This window comes from Mycobacterium sp. IS-1742 (genome assembly GCF_001500125.1).
Taxonomy (GTDB): Bacteria; Actinomycetota; Actinomycetes; order Mycobacteriales; family Mycobacteriaceae; genus Mycobacterium.
Genome location: NZ_LQIV01000001.1, coordinates 162501 through 185415, shown reverse-complemented (window position 1 = coordinate 185415; position 22915 = coordinate 162501). Strand labels below are relative to the sequence as shown.

At 69.1% G+C, this 22915-nt stretch carries 23 protein-coding genes; 10 read left to right on the top strand and 13 right to left on the bottom strand.

Features of this window, described 5'->3' with window-relative positions:
* Positions 1-30 precede the first annotated feature (30 nt).
* Positions 31-342 (top strand): hypothetical protein, encoded by a 312-nt coding sequence (locus tag AU196_RS25750; protein WP_197415664.1) that lies wholly within the window; start codon positions 31-33, stop codon positions 340-342.
* 3 nt (positions 343-345) lie between these two features.
* Here the strand turns inward: AU196_RS25750 and AU196_RS00960 are convergent, their stop codons facing one another.
* A complete protein-coding gene (locus AU196_RS00960; protein ID WP_059093206.1) occupies positions 346-1299 on the bottom strand; it encodes a LysR family transcriptional regulator in 954 nt (317 codons plus the stop codon).
* Between the two features lie 94 nt (positions 1300-1393).
* Here AU196_RS00960 and AU196_RS00955 point away from each other — a divergent pair, with 94 nt between their 5' ends.
* The 3 genes from AU196_RS00955 to AU196_RS00945 are packed head-to-tail and all read left to right on the top strand — an operon-like array spanning position 1394 to position 5462.
* Positions 1394-2785 carry an MFS transporter gene (locus AU196_RS00955; RefSeq protein WP_059093205.1) on the top strand — a complete coding sequence of 464 codons (1392 nt, stop codon included), beginning with the start codon at positions 1394-1396 and terminating at the stop codon, positions 2783-2785.
* Entirely contained in the window at positions 2782-3528 is a 747-nt protein-coding gene (locus tag AU196_RS00950) for an SDR family oxidoreductase (RefSeq protein WP_059093204.1), read from the top strand. Before AU196_RS00955 ends, AU196_RS00950 begins: the two co-directional genes overlap by 4 nt.
* The gene (locus tag AU196_RS00945) at positions 3525-5462 is read left to right on the top strand and encodes an acetoacetate--CoA ligase (RefSeq protein WP_059093397.1); all 1938 of its coding nucleotides are present in this window, start codon (positions 3525-3527) and stop codon (positions 5460-5462) included. Before AU196_RS00950 ends, AU196_RS00945 begins: the two co-directional genes overlap by 4 nt.
* Before the next feature lie 43 nt (positions 5463-5505).
* Here AU196_RS00945 and AU196_RS00940 read toward each other — a convergent pair whose 3' ends face one another.
* From AU196_RS00940 to fadD3, 5 genes are read right to left on the bottom strand one after another with little or no spacing between them, the layout of a single operon-like run.
* Positions 5506-6693, bottom strand: a complete 1188-nt coding sequence (locus AU196_RS00940) for a pyridoxal phosphate-dependent aminotransferase (RefSeq protein ID WP_059093203.1) — start codon at positions 6691-6693, stop codon at positions 5506-5508.
* A 44-nt stretch (positions 6694-6737) separates the two neighbouring features.
* A complete protein-coding gene (gene ipdE2, locus AU196_RS00935) occupies positions 6738-7679 on the bottom strand; it encodes an acyl-CoA dehydrogenase IpdE2 (RefSeq protein ID WP_059093202.1) in 942 nt (313 codons plus the stop codon).
* Entirely contained in the window at positions 7679-8632 is a 954-nt protein-coding gene (locus AU196_RS00930; RefSeq protein ID WP_059093201.1) for an acyl-CoA dehydrogenase family protein, read from the bottom strand. Before AU196_RS00930 ends, ipdE2 begins: the two co-directional genes overlap by 1 nt.
* Entirely contained in the window at positions 8629-9771 is a 1143-nt protein-coding gene (locus AU196_RS00925) for an acyl-CoA dehydrogenase family protein (RefSeq protein WP_059093200.1), read from the bottom strand. The genes AU196_RS00930 and AU196_RS00925 overlap by 4 nt, the downstream gene beginning before the upstream one ends.
* The gene (gene fadD3 / locus AU196_RS00920; protein WP_059093199.1) at positions 9772-11319 is read right to left on the bottom strand and encodes a 3-((3aS,4S,7aS)-7a-methyl-1,5-dioxo-octahydro-1H-inden-4-yl)propanoate--CoA ligase FadD3; all 1548 of its coding nucleotides are present in this window, start codon (positions 11317-11319) and stop codon (positions 9772-9774) included. It lies immediately after the preceding gene.
* Positions 11320-11367: 48 nt separating this feature from the next.
* On the opposite strand from fadD3, the gene ipdE1 reads away from it, so the two are divergent.
* The 4 genes from ipdE1 to fadA6 all read left to right on the top strand — a co-directional run bounded on the left by ipdE1 (position 11368) and on the right by fadA6 (position 15084).
* Entirely contained in the window at positions 11368-12525 is a 1158-nt protein-coding gene (gene ipdE1 / locus AU196_RS00915; protein ID WP_059093198.1) for an acyl-CoA dehydrogenase IpdE1, read from the top strand.
* Positions 12522-13310, top strand: coding sequence for a (5R,7aS)-5-hydroxy-7a-methyl-1-oxo-2,3,5,6,7,7a-hexahydro-1H-indene-carboxyl-CoA reductase (gene ipdF, locus AU196_RS00910; protein ID WP_059093197.1), 789 nt, complete (start codon positions 12522-12524; stop codon positions 13308-13310). Before ipdE1 ends, ipdF begins: the two co-directional genes overlap by 4 nt.
* Positions 13311-13372: 62 nt before the next feature.
* Positions 13373-13924, top strand: a complete 552-nt coding sequence (locus AU196_RS00905; RefSeq protein WP_231737273.1) for a TetR/AcrR family transcriptional regulator — start codon at positions 13373-13375, stop codon at positions 13922-13924.
* Positions 13924-15084 (top strand): steroid 3-ketoacyl-CoA thiolase FadA6, encoded by a 1161-nt coding sequence (gene fadA6, locus AU196_RS00900; RefSeq protein WP_059093195.1) that lies wholly within the window; start codon positions 13924-13926, stop codon positions 15082-15084. The genes AU196_RS00905 and fadA6 overlap by 1 nt, the downstream gene beginning before the upstream one ends.
* Positions 15085-15096: 12 nt before the next feature.
* Here the strand turns inward: fadA6 and AU196_RS00895 are convergent, their stop codons facing one another.
* From AU196_RS00895 to echA20, 7 genes are read right to left on the bottom strand one after another with little or no spacing between them, the layout of a single operon-like run.
* Positions 15097-16209 carry an NDMA-dependent alcohol dehydrogenase gene (locus AU196_RS00895; protein ID WP_059093194.1) on the bottom strand — a complete coding sequence of 371 codons (1113 nt, stop codon included), beginning with the start codon at positions 16207-16209 and terminating at the stop codon, positions 15097-15099.
* A gap of 46 nt (positions 16210-16255) precedes the next feature.
* Positions 16256-17020 (bottom strand): hypothetical protein, encoded by a 765-nt coding sequence (locus tag AU196_RS00890; RefSeq protein ID WP_059093193.1) that lies wholly within the window; start codon positions 17018-17020, stop codon positions 16256-16258.
* Complete coding sequence (locus AU196_RS00885) at positions 17017-17649, bottom strand: SatD family protein (RefSeq protein WP_059093192.1); 633 nt, start codon at positions 17647-17649, stop codon at positions 17017-17019. Before AU196_RS00885 ends, AU196_RS00890 begins: the two co-directional genes overlap by 4 nt.
* Positions 17650-17703: 54 nt before the next feature.
* On the bottom strand, positions 17704-18774 hold the full coding sequence (ipdC, locus tag AU196_RS00880) for a (3aS,4S,5R,7aS)-5-hydroxy-7a-methyl-1-oxo-octahydro-1H-indene-4-carboxyl-CoA dehydrogenase (RefSeq protein ID WP_059093191.1): 1071 nt from the start codon (positions 18772-18774) through the stop codon (positions 17704-17706).
* Complete coding sequence (gene ipdB / locus AU196_RS00875; protein WP_059093190.1) at positions 18771-19520, bottom strand: cholesterol ring-cleaving hydrolase subunit IpdB; 750 nt, start codon at positions 19518-19520, stop codon at positions 18771-18773. Before ipdB ends, ipdC begins: the two co-directional genes overlap by 4 nt.
* A complete protein-coding gene (gene ipdA / locus AU196_RS00870) occupies positions 19517-20404 on the bottom strand; it encodes a cholesterol ring-cleaving hydrolase subunit IpdA (protein ID WP_059093189.1) in 888 nt (295 codons plus the stop codon). Before ipdA ends, ipdB begins: the two co-directional genes overlap by 4 nt.
* A complete protein-coding gene (echA20, locus tag AU196_RS00865) occupies positions 20404-21162 on the bottom strand; it encodes a (7aS)-7a-methyl-1,5-dioxo-2,3,5,6,7,7a-hexahydro-1H-indene-carboxyl-CoA hydrolase (RefSeq protein WP_059093188.1) in 759 nt (252 codons plus the stop codon). The genes ipdA and echA20 overlap by 1 nt, the downstream gene beginning before the upstream one ends.
* 53 nt (positions 21163-21215) lie before the next feature.
* On the opposite strand from echA20, the gene AU196_RS00860 reads away from it, so the two are divergent.
* A complete protein-coding gene (locus AU196_RS00860; protein ID WP_082695571.1) occupies positions 21216-21992 on the top strand; it encodes an SDR family oxidoreductase in 777 nt (258 codons plus the stop codon).
* A 15-nt stretch (positions 21993-22007) separates the two neighbouring features.
* On the top strand, positions 22008-22913 hold the full coding sequence (locus AU196_RS00855) for an SDR family oxidoreductase (protein WP_059093187.1): 906 nt from the start codon (positions 22008-22010) through the stop codon (positions 22911-22913).
* Positions 22914-22915: the final 2 nt, after the last annotated feature.

The window sequence follows — 22915 nt, the reverse complement described above, 5'->3', positions numbered from 1 at the left end:
TGGTGGCTGCGGTGGAGGGGGTGGCTGACCATGGAGGTGGCAGCGCTGATCGGTTCGGCCGTGCTGGTGGTCGCGGTGCTCGCCGCAGGCGGCTTCGCGTGGCACCGTCGGCGTGCCCGACAGCTGACCGCTCACGACCGTTACCGGCGCGACATCTCGTATCTGTGGAGTGACAGGGAGGTGCTCCGGGCGAGACGGAGGTCCCGCGCCCGGAACCAGGGGGGTTTCTGGGCGGCCGGTGCGGCCGGTGCCTATTACGTCGACGGTGACGGTGACGGCGGCGGCTGCGGAGGCGGAGGTGGCGGCTGTGGAGGCGGTGGCTGCGGCGGCGGCGGAAGCTGAGCCCTACGGCGCGCCGAGCAGCACATCGCGCTGATCGTCCACCCGGTCGCGGATGGCGTCGACCACCGCGGCCACCTCCGGCCGGCGCAGCGTCTCGGCGCGGGTCACCAGCCAGTAGGTCAACCGCACCGACACGGTCCGCGGCAGCACCCGGACGAGGTCGTCGTGCCGGTCGGCCATGAAGCAGGGCAGCAATCCCAGCCCGGCGGCCGCACGGGTGGCCTCCACGTGGACGAAGACGTTGGTGGAGGTCACCGACTCCCGCATCGCCGGCGCGAAACCGGTGGCCGAGTCCAGGTCGTCGACCTGCAGCATCGAGTCGATGAAGTACACGAGCGGATACCCGGCGAGGTCGTCGACATCTGCCGGCATCCCATGCTCGGCGAGGTAACTGCGCGCGCCGTACAGTCCGAGGCAGTAGTCGCCGAGCCGGATCGCCTCGGCGCGGTGGACCTGGGGTTCGCCCACCACCACTTCGATGTCGAGGCCCGAACGCTGCTGTGAGGCGCGGCGTGTGGTCGCGACGATCTCGACGGCGACGCCGGGGTGGTCGCGCTGCACCCGGGCGGCGGCGGGCGCGGCGATGTAGGCGCTGAACCCGTCGGTCGCCGAGATCCGCACCACGCCCTCGAGCGCACGCCGGCCGGCCGGGTCGACGGTCAGCGACCGGACCGCGGATTCGACGGCCTCGGCGGCGGTCAGTGCCTCGCGGCCGAGTTCGGTCAGCTCCCAGCCGCCGGCCACCCGCGCCACCAGGCGGCCACCGACGGACTGTTCCAGCGCCGCGATGCGCCGCGAGATCGTCGTGTGGTTGAGGCCGAGTTCGTCCGCGGCCGTGGTGTACCGGCCGGTGCGGCCGACCGCGAGCAGGACGAGGAGGTCGTCCGCGCTGGGGCGACGGCCCGACATAGCGGTCATGTGTGCAGTTTCGCAGATCGCGGCTGCGAAGTTGGCCATTGCCGGGGGCTCGACCTGCATGAATACTCACGTGTATGTGTGGCCAGTCACATCCAGGGGACCGATATGTCCCCGGTCATGAATGGAGCCAGCGATGAGCGCCCCGATCCCGTCCCAGCCGGACACCAGCCCACCCGGATCGATCCCGACCGGACTCAAACGCGTCGTGGTCGCCTCCATGGCCGGCACGGTCGTCGAGTGGTACGAGTTCTTCCTCTACGGCACCGCCGCCACCCTCGTGTTCTCGAAGGTGTTCTTCGCCCAGGGCGGTAATGACCTCGACGCGATCCTGGCGGCATTCGTCACGTATGCGGTCGGGTTCGTCGCCCGTCCACTCGGCGGCGTGGTGTTCGGCCACTTCGGCGACAAGTACGGCCGCAAGAAGCTGCTGCAGTTCAGCCTGATCCTCGTCGGCGCAGCCACCTTCCTGATGGGCTGTCTGCCCACCTTCGGCCAGATCGGATACTGGGCGCCGGCACTGCTGGTGACGTTGCGCTTCATCCAGGGTTTCGCCGTCGGCGGTGAATGGGGCGGCGCGGTGCTGCTGGTCGCCGAGCACAGCCCGAACCGCGAGCGCGGATTCTGGGCGAGTTGGCCGCAGGCCGGCGTGCCCGTCGGCAACCTGCTCGCCACTGTGGTGCTGCTCGTGCTCACCGCCACCCTGCCCGAGTCGGCGTTCCTGTCCTGGGGCTGGCGCGTGGCGTTCTGGCTGTCGGCGGTGGTGGTGCTCGTCGGCTACTACATCCGCACCAAGGTCACCGACGCGCCGATCTTCGTCGCCGCCCAGCAGGAGGTCGAGCGAGCCAAGGCCACCTCCTACGGTGTGGTCGAGGTGCTCAAGCGCTACCCGCGCGGCGTGTTCACCGCGATGGGTCTGCGGTTCGGCGAGAACATCATGTACTACCTGGTCGTGACGTTCTCGATCACCTATCTCAAGGTGCAGGTGGGCGCCGACACCAGTGACATCCTGTGGTACCTGCTGGTCGCGCACGCGGTGCACTTCGTCGCGATCCCGGTCGTCGGCCGGCTGTCCGACATGTTCGGTCGCCGCCCGGTGTACCTGGTCGGCGCGGTCCTGGGCGCCACGTGGGGCTTCTTCGCCTTCCCGATGATGAACAGCGCCAACTACGCCGTGGTCACGGCGGCGGTGACGATCGGCCTGGTGATCCACGCGATCATGTACGCCCCGCAGCCCGCCCTGATGGCCGAGATGTTCCCGACCCGGATGCGGTATTCCGGTGTGTCGCTGGGGTATCAGGTCACCTCGATCGTCGCCGGATCGCTGGCGCCGATCATCGCGGTGAAACTGCTCGACGTCTACGACTCGTCGGTGCCGATCTCGGTGTACCTGGCCGTGGCGTGCGCCATCACCCTGGTGGCGGTGCTGTTCAGCCGGGAGACCCGCGGCATCGACCTGGCCGACCTCGACGTCGCGGACCGGGAGGACCTCGCGCGGGTGGAGGCGTCGAGAACCGGTGCCGCATGAGCGATCTGGCCGGACGCACCGCGTTGGTGACGGGCGGTGCCGGCGGCATCGGTGAGGCGTGCGCGCGCGAACTCGCCGCCCGCGGCGCCACGGTCACCGTCGCCGACCGCGACGAGGCCGCCGCCACCGCACTGGCCGACGAGATCGGCGGCAACGCATGGGTGGTGGACCTGCTCGACGTGTCCGCGCTCGAAGGGTTGGCGCTGGACACCGACATCCTGGTCAACAACGCCGGTGTGCAGCGCATCGACCCGATCGTCGATTTCGCGCCGGAGAACTTCCGGATGCTGATGACGCTGATGGTCGAGGCGCCGTTCCTGCTCATCCGCGCGGCGCTGCCGTACATGTACGCGCAGAAGTTCGGGCGGATCATCAACATCTCGTCGGTGCACGGACTGCGCGCGTCGGAGTACAAGGTCGGCTACGTCACCGCCAAGCACGCGCTCGAGGGCCTGTCCAAGGTGACCGCGTTGGAGGGCGGACCGCACCAGGTCACCAGCAACTGCGTCAACCCCGGCTATGTGCGGACCCCTCTGGTCACCAAACAGATAGCCGATCAGGCCAAGGTGCACGGTATCGGTGAAGATGACGTGGTGACCCAGATCCTGCTCAAGGAGAGCGCCATCAAGCGCCTCGTCGAACCATCCGAGGTCGGATCGCTGGTGGGCTGGCTGGCCTCACCGCAGTCCGGCATGGTGACCGGTGCGGCCTACACCATGGACGGCGGATGGAGCGCCCGGTGAGCGAACCACAGTGGACGCCCACCGAGGACGACGTCAGCAAGGCCAGGGTCACCGATTTCGCCCGTTTCGTGCAGCAGCGCACCGGCGCCGACGTGTCCGACTACCACGCGCTGTGGCAGTGGTCGGTCGACGACCTCAACGGGTTCTGGGGCGCGCTGTGGGAGTATTTCGAACTCGGTGACCCGCCCGCCGAGGTGCTCGCCGATCCGGCGATGCCGGGCGCGCGCTGGTTCCCGGGGACGCGGCTCAATTACGCCGACCAGGTCCTCAGGCACGCGCGCGACGATCGGCCCGCCATCCTCTACGTCGCCGAGGGCGGAGACGTCACCGAGATGTCGTGGGGCGAGATGCTCACCGCTGCCGCGGGGTTCGCGCGCACCCTGCAGTCGATGGGCGTGGGACCGGGTGACCGCGTCGCGGGCTACCTGCCCAATGTGCCCGAAGCCGTCATCGCCTTCCTCGCCACTGCGAGCATCGGGGCGATCTGGAGCGCCTGCGGGCAGGACTACACCGCCAAGGCCGCGCTGGACCGGCTCGGGCAGCTCGAACCGGTGGTGCTGGTCGCCGCCGACGGTTACCGCTTCGGCGGTAAGACCCACGACAAGACCGCGGACGTCGCCGCACTGCGCGCGGGGCTCCCGACCGTGCGGGCCGCGGTGTCGGTCTCGCGGATCGGGGTCGGCGCACCCGACGCCGACTGGGTGGACTGGGCGGCGGCGACCGCCGGCGGCGGCACCCTGCAACCGGTCGCCGTGGACTTCGACCACCCGCTGTGGGTGCTGTACTCGTCGGGCACCACGGGTTTGCCGAAGGGCATCGTGCACGGCCACGGCGGCGTCGTGGTCGAACACCTCAAAGCCGTTGCGCTGCAATCTGACATCGGCGCCGAGGACACGTTTTTCTGGTTCACCAGCCCGAGTTGGATGATGTGGAACTTCCAGGTGGCCGGTCTGCTGGTCGGAGCGACCATCGTCTGTTACGACGGCAGCCCGACGTATCCGGCCGCCGACACGCTGTGGGAGATCGCCGCCCGGGTGGGTGCCACGGTGCTCGGCACGAGCCCCGGTTACGTGTTGGCCTGCGATAAAGCGGGTTCCGTTCCGCGTCGGGATCACGACCTGTCGGCGCTTCGGACCGTGGGGATCACCGGCTCGTCACTGCCGCCTGCATCGGCACTGTGGTTGCGCGACAACGTCGGTGCACACGTGCAGGTCGCCTCGATCAGCGGCGGCACCGATGTGGTGTCGGCGTTCATCGGCGGCGTGCGCACCGTCCCCGTGTGGCCGGGTGAGCTCTCGGCGCCGTACCTCGGCGCCGCGGTCGAGGCGTGGGACGAATCGGGTCAGCCGGTCCGCGGTGAGGTCGGTGAACTCGTCGTCACCAAACCGCTGCCGTCGATGCCGGTCACGTTCTGGAACGACGCCGACGGAAGTCGTTACCGCGAAGCCTATTTCGAGATGTATCCCGGCGTGTGGCGGCACGGCGACTGGATCACGATCACCGATCACGGCAGCGTCATCGTGCACGGCCGGTCGGACTCGACGCTCAACCGCCACGGAATCCGGATGGGCAGCGCCGACATCTACCAGGCCGTCGAGCGGATGCCCGAGGTCGCCGAGGCGCTGGTCATCGGCGCCGAGCAACCCGACGGCGGCTACTGGATGCCGCTGTTCGTCACGCTCACCGATGACGCCGAACTGACCGACGACCTCAAGGACCGGATCTGTAAGACCATCCGCACCGAGGTGTCACCGCGGCACGTGCCCGACGACGTCCTGCTCGCCCCCGGGATCCCGCACACCCGCACGGGCAAGAAGCTCGAGGTGCCGATCAAGAAGCTGCTCCAGGGCGGCGATCCGGCGCGCGTGGTCGAACCGACCGCCGTCGACGATCCCACATTGCTGGACTGGTACGTCAGGCAGCGCCGAACCTGACGATGTCGATGCCGAACCGGCCCTCGACGCGCCCACCGACAGGTCAGTTCAGCCAGGCCCCGATGCGGTTCAGTGCCTCGGTGATGTCCGCGGTCGGCCCGGCGAACGACAGCCGGACGAACGAGTTGCCGTGCACGGTGTCGAAGTCGATGCCCGGCGCGATCGCGACGCCGGTGTCGGCCAACAGCTTCGCGCAGAACGAGAGCGAGGTGTCGGTGAGGTGCGAGACGTCGGCGTAGACGTAGAACGCTCCGTCCGCCGGAGCCAGCCGGTCGATGCCGATGGCGCGCAGGCCGTCGAGGAGCAGGCGGCGGTTGTCGGCGTAGTGCGCCAGCAGACCGTCGGCCTCGGCGGTCGACTCGGGGGTGAACGCGGCCACCGCGGCATGCTGCGCCAGCGCGGGCGGGCAGATCGTGAAGTTGCCGGTCAACCGGTCGACGGCACGTTGCAGTTCGCTCGGCACCAGCAGCCAACCCAGCCGCCACCCGGTCATCGCGTAGTACTTGGAGAAGCTGTTGACCACCACGGCTTTTCGTGATGTCTGCCATGCGCAGCTGATCTGTGGGGCGCCGTCGTAGACCAGTCCGTGGTAGACCTCGTCGCTGATCAGCCGGGTGTCCGTGGCCTCACACCACGCCGCGATCGCGGCGAGTTCCTCGGGCGGGATGACGGTGCCGGTGGGGTTCGCGGGGCTGGCGACGATCACGCCCTGCACCGGCGGGTCCAGCGCCGCGAGCATGTCGGCGGTCGGCTGGAAGCGGGTCTCGGGGCCGCACGGGAGCTCCACCACTTCACAGCCCAGCGCCGAGAGGATGTTGCGGTAGCAGGGGTAACCGGGCCTGGCGATCGCCACCCGGTCGCCGACGTCGAAGCAGGCCAGGAATGCCAGCAGGAACCCACCGGAGGATCCGGTGGTGAGGATGACGTCGTCCACGCCGACCGTCAGGCCGAATTGGTCGGCGTACCGTCCGGCGATGGCCTCCCGCAGTTCCGGGATGCCGAGCGCGACGGTGTACCCGAGCTGGTTGCCGTGCAGCGCCGCGATGGCGGCGTCGCGTACCGCAACCGGCGCGCCCGCGCTGGGCTGACCGGCCGACAGGTTGACCAGGTCGCCGTGGGTGCGTTGACGTTCCGCGGCGGCGAGCCAGACGTCCATCACATAGAACGGTGGGATGCCGGCGCGCAGCGCCACGTCCCGCGGCTCTGCGTGCTTCGCGTGCGCTCCACTCATCACATCGAGGCTAGAACATGGGGGTCGGAACGCGGCCGAGCCGCCTAGAGCAGTTGAGCCTCGAGCCGGCGCAGGTGCTCACGCGGCGGTCCGAGCAGCTGCGCACTGCCGTGTGCGCGCTTGAAGTACAACTGGATGTCGCTTTCCCAGGTGATCGCGATGCCGCCGTGCATCTGCACCGCCTCGGCGGCCACCGCGGTGAACGCCTCACTGGCCGAGAACCGTGCGAGCGCCGCGGAGACCGCAGTGGGCTCGGCCAGCGCCTCGTCGACGACGGCCTTGGCGGACTGCACCTTGACGTAGAGGTCGGCCATCCGGTGTTTGAGCGCCTGGAAGCTGCCGATCGGCCTGCCGAACTGCACCCGGTCCTTGGTGTAGGCGACGGTCAGCTCGAGGCACCGGGTGGCCGCGCCGATCTGCTCGGCCGCCACCAGCAGCGCGGCGGTGTCGGCCAACCCGGGGTCGGCCCCGATCGCGGCGGTGCCACCCGGTTCGAGGCGGGACAGCCGACGGGTCAGGTCCATCGCCTCGAGCCGGTGCGCCTCGAAGGACGTCCACCGGCTGAGTTGGCCGTCCGAGACGCCGACCACCACGTCGGCGATGTCCCCGTTGACCACGTACCCGGGGTCGAGGACGACCGCGCCGATCTGCGCCCCCTCGGCCAGCGCCTCGAGCGCCCCGGCGTCCGGTTCGTCGGCCGCCAGCAGCGCGAGCTCGGCCAGGATCGTGCCCAGCAACGGTGTGGGCACCAGGTTCCTGGCCAGCTCCTCCAGCACCACCGCCGCATCGGCGAGTTCCCCACCCGCGCCGCCGAGCTCCTCGGGGACAACCAGCGCCGCCGCGCCGACCTGTTCGCACAGCAGCGTCCACAGCGACTGGTCGTAGCCGCGCTCCGAGCTCATCGCCTCGCGCACCGCCGCAGGTGAGGCGTGCTTCTCCACCAACGCCGCCACGGTTTCGCGCAGCAGGTCCCGTTCTTCGCTCATCAGAAGGCCTCCAGAACCCGTCCGCGGTGCCATGTCGGATCGCCCCATGCAGATCGCAGAGCCTGGACGCGCAGCAGCCACAGGGACAGGTCGTGTTCGTGGGTGAAGCCGATCGCGCCGTGCGTCTGCAGCGCCGACCGCGCGGCCAGCAGTGCGGCGTCCGATGCGGCCACCTTCGCCGCGCTCACGTCGCGGGCGGTGTCGGGCGAGCCGTCGCCGAGCGACAGCGCGGCGCCGTACACCAGGGGCCGCGCCAGCTCGACCGCGATGTGCACGTCGGCCAACTTGTGTTTGATCGCCTGGTAGGAACCGATGGCCCGGCCGAACTGGTGGCGCTGCTTGGCGTACTCCACGGACTGGTCGAGCATCGCCTGCGCCGAGCCGACGAGTTGCGCGGCCGTCGCGAGCACCCCGAACTCGAATGCGCGGTCGACATCCGCCTCACGCGCGGAACCGCCGGCGGTGACCTCGAACAGTCTGCGCGAAGGGTCCACCGATTCGTGCTGTGCGGCGGCGGTGGCCTCGCTGACCGAACCGTCCTGCGCCAGGAGTACCAGCCCGGCGTTGTCGGCGTCCACCGCGCGCGGCACGTGCGGGGGCAGCGCCACGGTGACGACGAGTTCACCGGCGGCCAGCGCGGCGCTGCGCTCGTCCCCGCGCAGCAGAACAGGTGCCACCGCAACGGATTCGGTCGTCGGTCCCGGAACGCACCAGCGGCCCAGCCGTTCGGCGGCGACCACCAGGTCGACCGCAGTGGCGTCGATGCCGTCGTGCTCCTCGGCCACCATCAGCGCGGTCACCCCGAGGTCGGCCAGCGTGGCCCACACCTTGCGGCCTGGCGCGGTGTCACCGTCGGACCACGCCCGCACCGCGGCGGGCACATCGGCGGCCGCCAGCGCGGCGTCGATGCTGGCGGCGAAATCCCGCTGCTGTTCGTCGAGTTCGAAGTTCACTTGGCTTGCCCTTTCGGCTCGCGGGGCAGACCCAACAGCCGCTCGGCGATGATGTTGCGCTGAATCTCGTTGGTGCCGGCATAGATCGGGCCGCCGAGCGCGAACAGCAGACCGTCGGTCCAACTGTCGACCAGCTCGCTGTCCGGGCCGCGCAGGTCGAGGGCCGTCTGGTGCAGCGCCACGTCGAGATCGGACCAGAACACCTTCGTCACCGACGATTCCGCACCGAGCTCACCGCCGCCCGCGATGCGCGTGACGGTGCCGAAGGTGTGCAACCGGTAGGCCTGCGCCTTGATCCACGCGTCGGCGACGCGCTCGGCGAATGCCGGGTTGCGGTCCTTCTGCCATTCCGCCACGAGACGTTCGGCGGGCGCCAGGAACCGCGCCGGACTGCGCAGCGACATGCCGCGCTCGTTGCTCGACGTGCTCATCGCGGCGCGCCAGCCGTCGTTGACCTCGCCGATGACGTCGGCGTCGGGAACGAACACGTCGTCGAGGAAGATCTCACCGAAGCCCGTGTCGCCGCCGAGCTGGGCGATCGGGCGCACCGTCACCCCGTCGGCCTTCAGGTCGAACATGACGTACGTCAGACCCTTGTGCCGCTGCGCCTCCGGGTCGGACCGGAACAAGCCGAAAGCCCGGTCGCCGAAGACGGCCCGCGAACTCCAGATCTTCTGCCCGTTGAGCAGCCACCCCGACTCGGTGCGGGTCGCGGTCGACCGCAGCGAGGCCAGGTCACTGCCCGACTCGGGCTCCGACCACGCCTGCGCCCAGATCTCCTCGCCGCTGGCCATCTTGGGCAATACCCGGTCGAGTTGCTCCTCGGTGCCGTGCGCGAAGAGTGTCGGCGCCAGCATCGAGGTCCCGTTGGCGCTCGCACGCCCGGGTGCACCGGCGCGGAAGTACTCCTCCTCGAACGCGATCCACTGCAGCAGCGTCGCGTCGCGCCCGCCGAACCGCTCCGGCCAGGCGATCACCGACAGGCCGGCGTCGAAGAGCACCTTGTCCCAGCGCCGGTGCTGTTCGAAACCTTCGGCGCAGTCATAGGACTTCGTCGGGAAATCCTCGCGGTGCGCCGCCAGGAATTCGCGCACCTCGGCGCGGAAGTCCTCGGTGGCGTCGTCGAACGTCAGATCCATTCAGGCTCTCTTCCTCAGGAGCGGTTTGACGACCTTGCCGCCCGGGTTGCGGGGCAGCACGTCGAGGAATTCCACCGACCGCGGCGTCTTGAAATTCGCGAGATGTTGTCGCGCATGGGCGATCACGGCCTGCTCGTCGAGGTGTGCGCCCGGTTTGGCGACGACAAAGGCCTTGCCGACCTCGCCGAGCCGCTCGTCGGGCACGCCGATCACGGCCGATTCGGCGACCCCGTCGAGGCGGGCCAGCACCTGTTCGACCTCCGCCGGGTAGACGTTGAAGCCGCCGCAGATGTACATGTCCTTGAGCCGGTCTGTGATCCGCAGGTTGCCCCGCTCGTCGACGGTGCCCACGTCCCCGGTGTGCAGCCAGCCGTCGGCGTCGATCGCCGCGGCGGTGGCCTCGGGGTCGTCGAGATAACCGCGCATCACGTTCGGCCCGCGCAGTAGCACCTCGCCCGCGCCGTGTTCGTCGGGCGAGTCGATGCGCAGTTCGAAGTCGGCGATCGGCCGCCCGCACGTGGTGGCGACCGTCACTGCGTCGTCGTCGGCCCGGCACATCGTTCCGAAACCGCTCGCCTCGGTGAGCCCGTAGGCCGTCAGCACGATGTCGATGTCCAACTCGGTCTGCATGCGTTCGATCAGCACGACGGGGACCACCGCGGCGCCGGTGACCGCGAACCGCAGCGAACTGAGGTCGTAATCCGCACGTTTCGGATGGTCGAGCAGCGTCTGGTAGATCGTCGGCGGGCCGGGCAGCACGGTGATGCGGTGCTCGGCCACCGCCGCCATCGCCTTCTCCGGGTCGAACGTCAGCTGGGGGATCAGCGTGGCGCCGGTCTGCAGGCAGGTGAGGATGCCCGCCTTGTAGCCGAAATTGTGGAAGAACGGGTTGATGCACAGATAGCGGTCGGCGCTGGTGAGCTGCCCGCACTCGGCCCAGGCCGCCGGCGCGTCCAGTGACTGACGGTGCGCGCACAGCACACCCTTGCTGCGCCCGGTGGTGCCGGAGGTGAACAGGATGTCGGACACGTCGTCGGGCCGGACCGCCGCCGCCCGTTCGTCGACGGGAGTGAGATCGGTTCCGCGTGAGACGAACTCGTCCCAGGATGCGACGGACGCGGCGTCTCCCTGTTCCACGGGCACCCGCACGATGTGCCGCAGCGCCGGCAGCGCGGAGCGGTCGAGGTCGGCCGTCCGGTCGGCGCCGAGGAACTCACCGGCCGCGATCAACAGGGGTGCGTCCGTCCGGGCCAGGATGTCGCTCGCCTCGCTGGCGGTGTAGCGGGTGTTGAGCGGGACGACGACCCCGCCCGCGTACGTCGTGGCCAGGCAGGCGACCACCCAGTGCCAGGTGTTGGGTGACCAGATCGCGACCCGGTCGCCTGCGGCGATGCCGAGGTCGATCATCGCCGCGGCAGCCCGGCGCACCTCGTCGCGCAGCTGTGCGTAGGTGAGGCGACGGTCGTCTGTCACCACCGCCTCGCGGTCGCCGTACTGCTCGGCGGTCCGGTCGAGAACGGCCGGGATCGTCCTCGGGGCGGTCGTCATCGATGCTCCCTCTAACAAAGCAAGTGCTTGGTAGGTTAGCCTACAGGGGTGATAGAGGTCCAGGAGTTCCGGGCCGAGGTCCGGCAGTGGCTCGCCGACAACCTGGTCGGCGAATTCGCCGCGCTCAAAGGGCTGGGCGGGCCCGGCCGCGAGCACGAGGCGTTCGAGGAGCGGCTGGCGTGGAACCGCCATCTCGCCGCGGCGGGGCTGACCTGTCTGGGGTGGCCGGTCGAGCACGGCGGGCGTGGCCTGTCGGTCGCGCACCGCGTCGCGTTCTACGAGGAGTACGCGATCGCCAACGCCCCGGCGAAGGTCAACCACTTCGGTGAGGAGCTGCTCGGGCCGACACTGATCGCCTACGGCACCCCGGAGCAGCAGCAGCGGTTCCTGCCCAAGATCGTCGACGTCACCGAACTGTGGTGCCAGGGCTATTCGGAACCCGGCGCCGGCAGTGACCTCGCGAACGTGGCGACCACCGCGGTGCTCGATGAGGAGGGTCAGCACTGGCTTATCAACGGCCAGAAGGTGTGGACGTCGCTCGCGCACTGGGCGCACTGGTGCTTCGTCGTCGCCCGCACCGAGAAGGGCTCCAAGCGCCATGCCGGCCTCTCGTACCTGCTGGTGCCGCTCGATCAGCCCGGCGTCGACGTGCGCCCGATCATCCAGCTCACCGGTGACTCGGAGTTCAACGAGGTGTTCTTCGACGACGCCCGCACCGACGCCTCACTGGTGGTGGGGGAGCCCGGTGACGGGTGGCGCGTCGCGATGGGCACGTTGACCTTCGAGCGCGGTGTGTCGACGCTCGGCCAGCAGATCGAATACGCCCGCGAGCTGTCCGGTGTCGCCGAGCTGGCCAAGAAGACCGGCGCCGCCGACGATCCGCTGATCCGCGATCGGCTCACCAGGTCGTGGGTCGGGCTGCGCACGATGCGGTCGTATGCGCTCGCGACGATGGATGTCGAACAGCCCGGACAGGACTCCGTGTCGAAGCTGTTGTGGGCCAACTGGCATCGCGAACTCGGAGAGATCGCGATGGACGTCGAGGGCACAGCAGGGCTGGCCCTGAAAGACGGCGATTTCGACGAATGGCAGCGCCTGTTCCTGTTCTCTCGCGCCGACACGATCTACGGCGGCTCGAACGAGGTGCAGCGCAACATCATCGCCGAGCGGGTGCTCGGCCTACCCCGAGAGGTCAAAGGGAAGTGAACCTCAGCGAAGCGCCGAAGGAGATCGAGGGCCACGGACTGTTGACCGGCAAGGTCGTCGTGGTGACCGCCGCCGCGGGCACCGGCATCGGTTCGGCCGTCGCGCGGCGCGCACTCAACGAGGGTGCCGACGTCGTGATCTCCGATCACCACGAACGCCGGCTGGGCGAAACACGCGACCAGCTGGTCGAACTCGGCCTCGGCCGGGTCGAGAGCGTGGTCTGCGACGTGACCTCCACCGCGCAGGTCGACGCCCTGATCTCATCGACGACCGCCCGCCTGGGCCGACTCGACGTGCTGGTGAACAACGCCGGCCTCGGCGGCGAGACCCCCGTCGTCGACATGACCGACGAGGAATGGGACCGCGTCCTCAACGTGACCCTGACGTCGGTCATGCGTGCGACCAGGGCCGCGCTGCGCTACTTCCGCGAGGCCGGTCACGGCGGTGTGATCGTCAACAATGCGAGCGTGTTGGGTTGGCGCGCACAGCATTCCCAGGCGCACTACGCCGCCGCCAAGGCCGGAGTGATGGCGCTGACGCGGTGCAGTGCGATCGAGGCCGTCGAGCACGGAGTCCGGATCAACGCCGTCTCGCCGAGCATCGCGCGGCACAGATTCCTGGAGAAGGTCAGCTCCTCCGACCTGCTCGACCGGTTGTCCCAGGGTGAGGCGTTCGGCCGCGCGGCCGAACCGTGGGAGGTGGCCGCCACCATCGCCTTCCTCGCCAGCGACTACTCGAGTTACCTGACCGGCGAAGTGATCTCGGTTTCGAGTCAGCACCCGTGAGCACCTCCGCAGCCGGCCAACCGCCGACCCGCCGCGACGAGCTCCTCGAGCTCGCCGCGACGATGTTCGCCGAGCGCGGGCTGCGGGCCACCACCGTGCGTGACATCGCCGATTCGGCGGGCATCCTGTCCGGCAGCCTGTATCACCACTTCTCCTCCAAGGAGGAGATGATCGACGAGCTGCTGCGCGGTTTCCTGGACTGGCTGTTCGAGCGTTACCACCAGATCGTCGAGACCGAACCGAACCCGCTCGAACGGCTCAAGGGACTGTTCCTGGCGTCGTTCGAGGCGATCGCCACCCGGCACGCCCAGGTCGTCATCTACCAGGACGAGGCCAAGCGGCTGTCGTCCCAGCCGCGCTTCTCTTACGTCGAGGAGCGCAACCGCGAACAGCGCAAGATGTGGATCGAGGTGCTCAACCAGGGCATCGCCGAGGGCTACTTCCGGCCCGACATCGACGTCGACCTGATCTACCGCTTCATCCGGGACACGACCTGGGTGTCGGTCCGCTGGTACCAGCCGGGCGGCCCGCTCACGGCCCAAGAGGTCGGCCGGCAGTACCTGTCCATAGTCCTCGGCGGAATCACCGCCACCCCTCTCGAAGGAGACGAATAATGGCAGTGCCAACCTCGACGGCGTATGTCATCGACGCTGTGCGGACACCCGTCGGCAAGCGCGGCGGCTCGCTGGCCCACATCCATCCGATCGACCTCGGCGTGCACGCGTTCCGCGGCATCTTCGGCCGCGTCGACGTCGATCCGGGCGCGGTGGACGACGTGATCGTCGGCTGCGTGGACGCCCTGGGCGGGCAGGCCGGCAACATCGGCCGCAACGCGTGGCTCGCTGCCGGCTACCCCGAGGAGGTGCCGGGTGTGACCGTCGACCGCCAGTGCGGGTCCAGCCAGCAGGCCATCTCCTTCGGCGCGCAGGCCATCATGTCCGGTACGGCCGACATCATCTTGGCCGGCGGTATGCAGAACATGAGCCAGATCCCGATCGCGTCGGCGATGGTGGTCGGTAAGGAATTCGGTTTCACCTCGCCGACCGGTGAATCGGAGAACTGGCGGCACCGCTACGGCGACGAGGAGATCTCGCAGTTCCGCGGCGCCGAGCTGATCGCCGAGAAGTGGGACATCTCGCGCGAGGAGATGGAGCAGTTCGCCTACACCAGCCACCAGCGGGCGTTCGCCGCGATCCGGGGCGGGCACTTCGACAACGAGATCATCCCGGTCGGTGACTTCGGCGTCGACGAGGGGCCGCGGGAGTCGACGCTGGAGAAGCTCGCCTCGCTCAAGCCGCTGGCCGAGGGCGGCCGGCTGACCGCCGCTGTGGCGAGCCAGATCTCGGACGGAGCGAGCGCTGTGCTGCTGGCCTCCGAGGAGGCTGTCAAGACCCACGGCCTCACCCCGCGTGCGCGCATCCACCACATCAGCGCCCGCGGCGCCGACCCGGTGTTCATGCTGACCGGGCCGATCCCCGCGACCCGTTACGCACTAGAGAAGACCGGCCTGTCGATCGACGACATCGACGTCGTGGAGATCAACGAGGCGTTCGCCCCGGTGGTGATCGCCTGGCTCAAGGAGCTCAAGGCCGATCCGGAGAAGGTCAACCCGAACGGCGGCGCGATCGCACTCGGACACCCGCTCGGTGCGACGGGCGCCAAGCTGTTCGCCACCATGCTCAACGAGCTCGAGCGCACGGGTGGCCGCTACGGTCTGCAGACGATGTGCGAGGGCGGCGGTACCGCCAACGTGACGATCATCGAGCGCCTCTAGGGGCGCCCGCCCTCAGTGGTCGTGCAGGATCACGCCGCGGATGTTGCGTCCGGCACGCATGTCCTCGTAACCCTCGTTGACCTCGGCGAGTTTGTACTCGTGCGTGACCGTCTCGTCGAGTAGGAGCTTGCCCTCGCGGTACAGCGACAGCAGTCGCGGGATGTCGGCGCGCGGGTTGGCCTCACCGTAGAGGCTCCCGAGCAGCCGCTTCTGGAACAGCGTGAACATCATCATGCCCAGGGTCGGCTGGTTGTCGGCCATCGTCGACAGGGCCGTCATCACGACGGCGCCGCCCTTGCGGATGATGTTCGCGGCTTCCTCGAGCATCGTGCCCTCGAGCAGTCCGACGGTCAGGATCGCGGAATCGGCCATCACGCCGCGGGTCAGGTCGGCGACCAGCGCGGTGGCCTCCTCCATCGAGGTCGTGAAGTGCGTGGCGCCGAACCGGAAAGCCAACTCCCGCTTGGACTCCACCGGCTCGATGACGACGATCTTCTCGGCGCCGGCCAGCCGCGCCCCCTGGATCGCACCGCTGCCGATTCCGCCGAGCCCGATGATCACGACGGTGTCACCGGGTGACACATCGGCGGTGTTGACCGCCGAGCCCCATCCGGTGGTGACACCGCAGCCGAGGAGACAGGCCCGCGCCAGCGGGATGTCGTCGTCGATCTTGACGATGGACGCCTCGGGAACGGTGCCGTACTGCGAGAACGTGCCGACCAGTGCCATCACGCCGACGTCCTGCCCGCGGACGTGGCGTCGGTAGGTGCCGTCGAGCTGGGTGCCGGCCATGATCATCGCGCCGAGATCGCACAGGTTCTGGTGGCCGGTCGAGCAGAAGCGGCACCGACCGCAGGCGGGCAGGAACGACGCGACGACATGGTCGCCGGGGGCGAGCCCGACGACGCCGGCACCCACCTCGCGCACGATCCCGGCCCCTTCGTGGCCGCCGATCAGCGGCAGCGGCGCGGGCAGATCGCCGGTACGGATGTGCTCGTCGGAATGGCACAGACCGGTGGCCTCCCAGGACACCAGCACCTCGCCGTCGCCCGGCGGATCGAGATCGATCTCCTCGACCGTCCAGTCGCCCCCGTACTCCCACAGAATCGCCGCGTTGGTCTTCATGCCGGGAGTGTATGAACGGACGGAGTCAGATCACCGGCGAATGCCGTTATTGCGCCAGCGCCAACCCGCCGAGCGCGATGATCCAGCTCGCGAAACTGCCGACCAGGAAATACTCCGTCACCTCGTCGATGCCGATCCCCAAGTCGCCGTTGCCATTCCCCTCTTTGATCTGCGCGGCGGCCTTCTGCGCGTTGATCTCCGGGAACCGGATGATGCTCTTGGCGGCGACGACGGCGGTGGCGGCCGCCAGCTGCCCGGCCAGCCCGAGACCCAGGATCAGCAGTCGCTCCATCGGTCCGAGCAGCCGCCCGCCCTTGAGCCGGTCCGACGCCTGCGGTTGTCCGGCGGGTTTGACCGCACCGACCGACGCCAGCACCAGGCGCACCAGCTGGTTGCCGGTGACCAGCTGCAGGAGGATGACGGCCACCACCATCAGGAGCCGGTCCGCGCTGATGGCGCCGACGGCAGGGAGCTGCGTCCAGTCCGACCAGCGGCCCACCAGCCCGGCGACCTCGGAGGCCCACCCGGACAGCATGACCAGTGCGGCGGCGGCCGCCGCCAGCACCAACAGCGGGGCCCACGGCCGTCGGCCGGTGCGTTCCGCCCGCGCCCCGAGCACCTCCCACGCGATGCCTGCGGCAGCGGCGAGCGCGAGCAACGGGAGGTCGCCGCGGTGCCACAGACCGGCCAGCAGCGCGCACCCCACCACCGCCACGGGGACGATGGCGACGGGCAGCCAGGCGCGGGGGGTGATCCGCCGGACCAGGTCGGCGACACCGATCGCGATCAGCAGGACGGCCAGTGCGCTCATCGGACACCGCGCAGATGGGTAGCGGCCAACACGAGCAGGTCCAGCCCGTCGCGGCCGGCGCGCTGCGACACCGCCGAGGCGCTGACGTGCTCGGCGGCGGCGATGTCCTTCTTGGTGTGGTTGCTCAACAGGCCCTTCAGGATCCGCAGTGATCGGTCATCGAGTGATCCAAGCAGGTGGTCCCGACACAACAGGGCGGCGTTGACGGCGTCGACGTCCGGCCCGGTGGTGTCTGCGGCTCGGCGGTACGACGTCCGCACCGCCGCGAGGCCGGGTTGCCGCTGGGCCGTGGCGGTCCACTCGATCGCCTCGCGCGCCGCCCACCAGCCCGGGCCGTCCTGGATGCCGGTTTCGGCATCGAGCACGGTGACGGGTCCCCAGCCGATGCCGAATCGGATGTCGATGTCCGGTGCGACGGCGAGGCGCACGGTCAAAGCGGCGTCGATCGCGGCGCCGACGCTCGGATGGATGCCCTGGAACTCGTCGCCGACGGTGAATGCGAACCCGGCGTCACGAAGTGCGGCGCCGAGGTGGCGGTGCAGTGCGCGCCGGTCGGGGGCGCGGCGGGAGGCGACCACGTCACCGATCACCGCGGCCGTCACTGAAGGCTGTAGCTTAACTTCCGCCATATGAAGACCATAGCTTAATTCTGGAGGAATTCACCTATGTGCTTCATCAGGCTCTCACTCCACGAGTGCCGCGGCCGCCCTCAGGTGAGTGACGGCGTCGTCGACGATCGACGGCACCAGTTCCGCGCACGAGGGCAGATCGTCGAGGATCCCGGCGACCTGACCGGACGCCAGCACGCCGGCGTCGGTGTTGCCGTCGACCAGTCCGGCCTTGAGCAACATCGGGGTGTTGGCCGCCATCACGACCTGCGCCCAGGTGAGTTCCTTGCCGTGCCGCATGGCCAGGCCGTCCTTGACCATCGACCGCCATGTCATCCCGGACATCTTCTTGAACTTCTGGGCGTTGCCCACGGCCGCGGCGAAACCCCGCACCGGCGAACCGCTCTCGAGCTTCTCGACCAGTCCGGTCCGCAACACGCGGTGCGGCATCCCGTCGACACGGGTCGACACCACGGTGCCGTCCAGGGCGGCCTGCAGGTACCGCTGTTTGACGGCGTCGGGCACGGTCGAATCCGAGGTGAGCAGGAAGCGGGTGCCCATCGCGACTCCGGCGGCGCCGTACGACAGCGCCGCGGCGAGGCCGCGTCCGTCGAAGAAGCCGCCCGCGGCGATCACCGGCATGCCGGTGCCCGCGACGGCATCGAGCACCGACGGCAGCAGCAGCGTGGTCGCGATCGGACCGGTGTGCCCGCCGCCCTCGCCACCCTGCACGATGACCGCATCGGCACCCCATCCGGCGACCTTCTTGGCGTGTTTGGCCAGGCCGACCGAGGGGATCACGACGACGCCGGCCTCTTTGAGCTTCGCGATGAGGTCCGGCTTCGGCGCCAGCGCGAAGGACGCCACCTTCACGCCCTCGCGGATCAGCAGGTCGACGCGCTCGTTCGCGTCACCGGCGTCGGCGCGGATGTTGATGCCGAACGGTTTGTCCGTGGCGGCCTTGACCTTGGTCACCGCCGTCTGCAGTTCCTCGAGCGTCATGGTCGCCGAGGCCAGGATGCCCAGGCCGCCGGCGTTCGACGTCGCCGACACCAGACGCGCCCCGGCCACCCAGCCCATCCCGGTCTGCACCACGGGATGTTCGATGCCGACCAGTTCGGTGAGCGGGGTATTCAGCCTGGTCACGATCGGATTTCCCTGTCGCGCAGCGACTTCGGATCGATCACCTCGCGGATCAGGCGGAGCTCCTCGCCGGACGGCTCGCGGGTCACCTCGGCGGTGTCCAGACCGTGGACGACGAAGGAGGTGTTCTCGGCGACCTGGTCGGCGTCGACGCCCGGATGCAGCGACAGCGCGCGCATCTGGTGGTCGGGGCCGTTGAAGTCGAAGACCCCCAGGTTGCTCACGACCCGGTACACGTCGAGGAACCGGTACGCCGGATTGTCGGGGTCCACCTTGTCCCACCCGACGCCGGACACGATGTCGACCTGTTCGCCGAACACCCTCTTGCTGTGGCCGCCGACCCAGTAGCTGGTGGCGTGGTTGATGGTGTTGCCGGGTGCGCCGCGCACGCCGAACATCTGTCGCTTCGAATGCTGGATCGGGCCGAAGGCCGACAGGTTCTGGTTGCCGTAGCGGTCGATCTGGTTGGCGCCCATGACGACGTGGCGTCGCCCCCACGTGAGCGTCTCGAAGACGCGCCCGAAGGGCATCCAGCCCTCGATGGCGCCCGTCGCGCCGAGCGCGGGAGTGTCGGCGAGCAGCCGGGCCTCTCCGTCGGTCAACAGGATGTCGGGGGAGAAGGTCAGGCGCGCGAGCCGGGCGCCGATCGACACCATGTTCGCCATCGGGCTGACCATGATCTCGCCGGCATCGCGGAACAACTCGGCGCACGCGACGGCGCACACCTCGGCACGGGTCACATCGGTCATTTCGCGGCTCCCTGCTGTTCGGCGAACTTCCGGACCGCGGCCTGATAGTCGTCCTCGCTGCCGGACAGGTATGTCTTTCTGAACTCGGCCCACGACTCGTCGGACCCCGCGGCCTCGGCGTAATGCCGCTGGAACTTCTCGTCGCGGCGGTAATCCGGTTCGGCAGTGGTGAAATGGGCACCGTTGGGCGCCTCGACCACGGCGTCGACCATCATCCGGTTCACCAGCAGTGCCTGTGGCGGAACGGCCTTGACGAGCTCGTCGGTGGACACCACCCGCTCGACGCTCATCAGCCGCTTCTGTGCCGACATGAGGAACAGGTCGTCGAAGTAGGGGTCGATCCCGGTGTAGGCCGCGTTGCCCTGTGTGTCACCGAGATTCAGATGCACCAGGGCGACGTCCAGGTTCAGCGCGGGCATCGCGATGAGCTCCTCGTAGCCGTCTCCCGTGGGGTACGGCGAGCGCACCGTCTTGAGCTCGTCTCCCCAGAATGCCCGGACGTCGCTGCCGAGCCCGGCGCGGATCGGCAGGAACGGGAGGCGCTGCGCGGCGGCCTGCAGGCCGCACCGCAGCATGCCCTCGTCCATCTCGCGCGCCTCGATCGATCCGCTGGTGCGCGCCTTGGAGAACCACGGGTCGTAGAACGGCGGCGAATCCAGCGATACGAACCCGTAGTAGACCCGCTTGACCTTGTTCGCCGAGCACAGCAGTCCGAGATCGGGCCCGCCGTAGGTGACGACGGTGAGGTCGGTGACATCGGTGCGCAGCAGGGCGCGGATCAACGCCATCGGCTTGCGCCGCGAGCCCCAGCCTCCGATGCCGATGGTCATCCCGCTCTCGATGGAGGCGACCGCCTCGTCGAGAGTCGTCGTCTTGTCGGCCATCACTTCCCCTCGCCCTTCGATGTCCCCGCGAACGCGTCCCGGTGCTCGTCGGAGACGCCGGCCAGATTGAGCTCGAACGTGAAGCCCTGCTCCATGCGGTACCTGGCGTTGACCGGTTGGACGTCGATGAAGTTGAGGGCCTCCTTGGCCGCGCGGATCACCCGGGTGTCCTTGCTCGCGATGTCGCGGGCGACCCGCAGCGCGGACTCGTCGAGGTCCTCTCGCGGCACCACCTCGTGCACCGATCCGAAATGGTGCAGTGTCTCGGCGCTGACGGTCGACGCGGTGAAGAACATCCGGCGCATCAGGTGTTGCGGCACCAGCCGGGACAGGTGCGTGGCGGCGCCCAGCGCGCCACGCTCGACCTCGGGTAGGCCGAACTTCGCGTCGTCGGACGCGACGATCACGTCGGCATTGCCGACCAGGCCGATGCCGCCACCGACGCAGAAGCCGTTGACCGCGGCGACCACCGGAACCTCGCATTCGTACACCGCGCGGAAGGCGTGGTAGCAACCGCGATTGGCGTCGATGAGCGCGGTGAAGCCCTCGGTGTTCTGCATCTCCTTGATGTCGACACCGGCGTTGAAGCCGCGGCCCTCGGCCCGCAGGATCACCACGTGCGTGCTGCGGTCGCGGCCCGCGGCGGTGATCGCGTCGCCGAGTTCGAACCAACCCCGCGACGGGATCGCGTTGACGGGCGGGTAGTCGACGGTGACCGAGACGATGCCCGGTTCCACGGTCTCTGTGGTGATTGGCATGCAAACTCCTGGGGTCGCTACCTAAGCAAGCACTTGCTTGGTACGCTAGCACAGTGAGCGACACCGCTGGAATCAAACTGGGACTCGACGGCCGGGTGGTGTTGGTGACCGGTGGTGTCCGCGGTGTCGGCGCCGGGATCAGCGCCGTCTTCGCGGCTCAGGGCGCCACGGTCGTGACCTGCGCGCGGCGGCCGGTCGAGGGCAGCCCGTACGAATTCCACCCCTGCGACATCCGCGACGACGATTCGGTGAAGGCGCTCGTCGACGCGATCGTGGGCGCGCACGGCCGCCTCGACGTCGTGATCAACAACGCCGGCGGGTCGCCCTACGTGCCCGCCGCCGAGGCCTCGGCGAAGTTCAGCAGGAAGATCGTCGAGCTGAACCTGCTTGGCGCGCTGTCGGTGTCGACACACGCCAACGCCGTCATGCAAACCCAGAAGTCGGGCGGCGCCATCGTCAACATCACCAGTGTCAGCGCCAGGCGGCCCACGCCGGGCACCGTCGCCTACGGTGCGGCGAAGGCCGGGGTGGAGAACATGACCACCACGCTCGCCGTCGAGTGGGCGCCCAAGGTCCGGGTCAACTCGGTGGTCGTCGGGATGGTGGAGACCGAACAGGCCGAACTGTTCTACGGCGACGCCGACTCGATCGCCGCGATCTCCCGCAACGTGCCGTTGGGCCGGCTGGCCAAACCGGACGACATCGGCTGGGCGACGGCGTTTCTCGCCTCCGATGCGGCGGCCTACATCAGCGGCGCATCGCTCGAAGTGCACGGTGGGGGCGAACCCCCGCACTATCTGTCGACCACCACCGCAGACATCAAGAAGTAAGAGGAGACAACACATATGGGACTGCTCGACGGCCGCGTGGTCATCGTGACGGGTGCGGGTGGCGGTATCGGCCGTGCGCACGCACTGGCATTCGCCGCCGAAGGCGCGCGGGTGGTGGTCAACGACATCGGTGTCGGCCTGGACGGATCCCCGGCCGGCGGCGGCAGCGCCGCGCAGAGCGTGGTCGACGAGATCACCTCCGCCGGTGGCGAAGCCGTCACCAGCGGTGCCAATGTGGCGGACTGGGCGCAGGCCGAAGGCCTGATCCAGACCGCGGTCGACTCCTTCGGAGGGCTCGACGTCCTGGTGAACAACGCCGGCATCGTGCGGGACCGGATGTTCGCCAATACCAGCGAAGAGGAATTCGACGCGGTCGTCGCCGTGCACCTCAAGGGGCACTTCGCGACCATGAAGCACGCCGGGGCCTACTGGCGGGCCAGGTCCAAGGCGGGGGACGCGGTGGACGCCCGCATCATCAACACCAGTTCGGGCGCCGGCCTGCAGGGCAGCGTCGGGCAGGCGAACTACAGCGCCGCCAAGGCCGGCATCGCCGCGCTGACGCTGGTGGCCGCCGCCGAGATGGGCCGCTACGGCGTCACGGTCAACGCGATCGCCCCGTCCGCCCGCACCCGGATGACCGAGACGGTGTTCGCCGAGATGATGTCCACTCAGGACGCCGATTTCGACGCCATGGCACCGGAGAACGTCTCCCCGTTGGTGGTGTGGCTCGGCAGTGTCGAGGCCCGTGACGTGACCGGCAAGGTGTTCGAGGTCGAGGGCGGCAAGATCCGCGTCGCCGAGGGCTGGGCGCACGGCCCGCAGGTCGACAAGGGTGCCCGGTGGGACCCGGCCGAACTGGGACCGGTCGTCACGGATCTGCTCGCCAGGGAGCGGCAACCGGTGCCCGTCTACGGCGCCTGAGG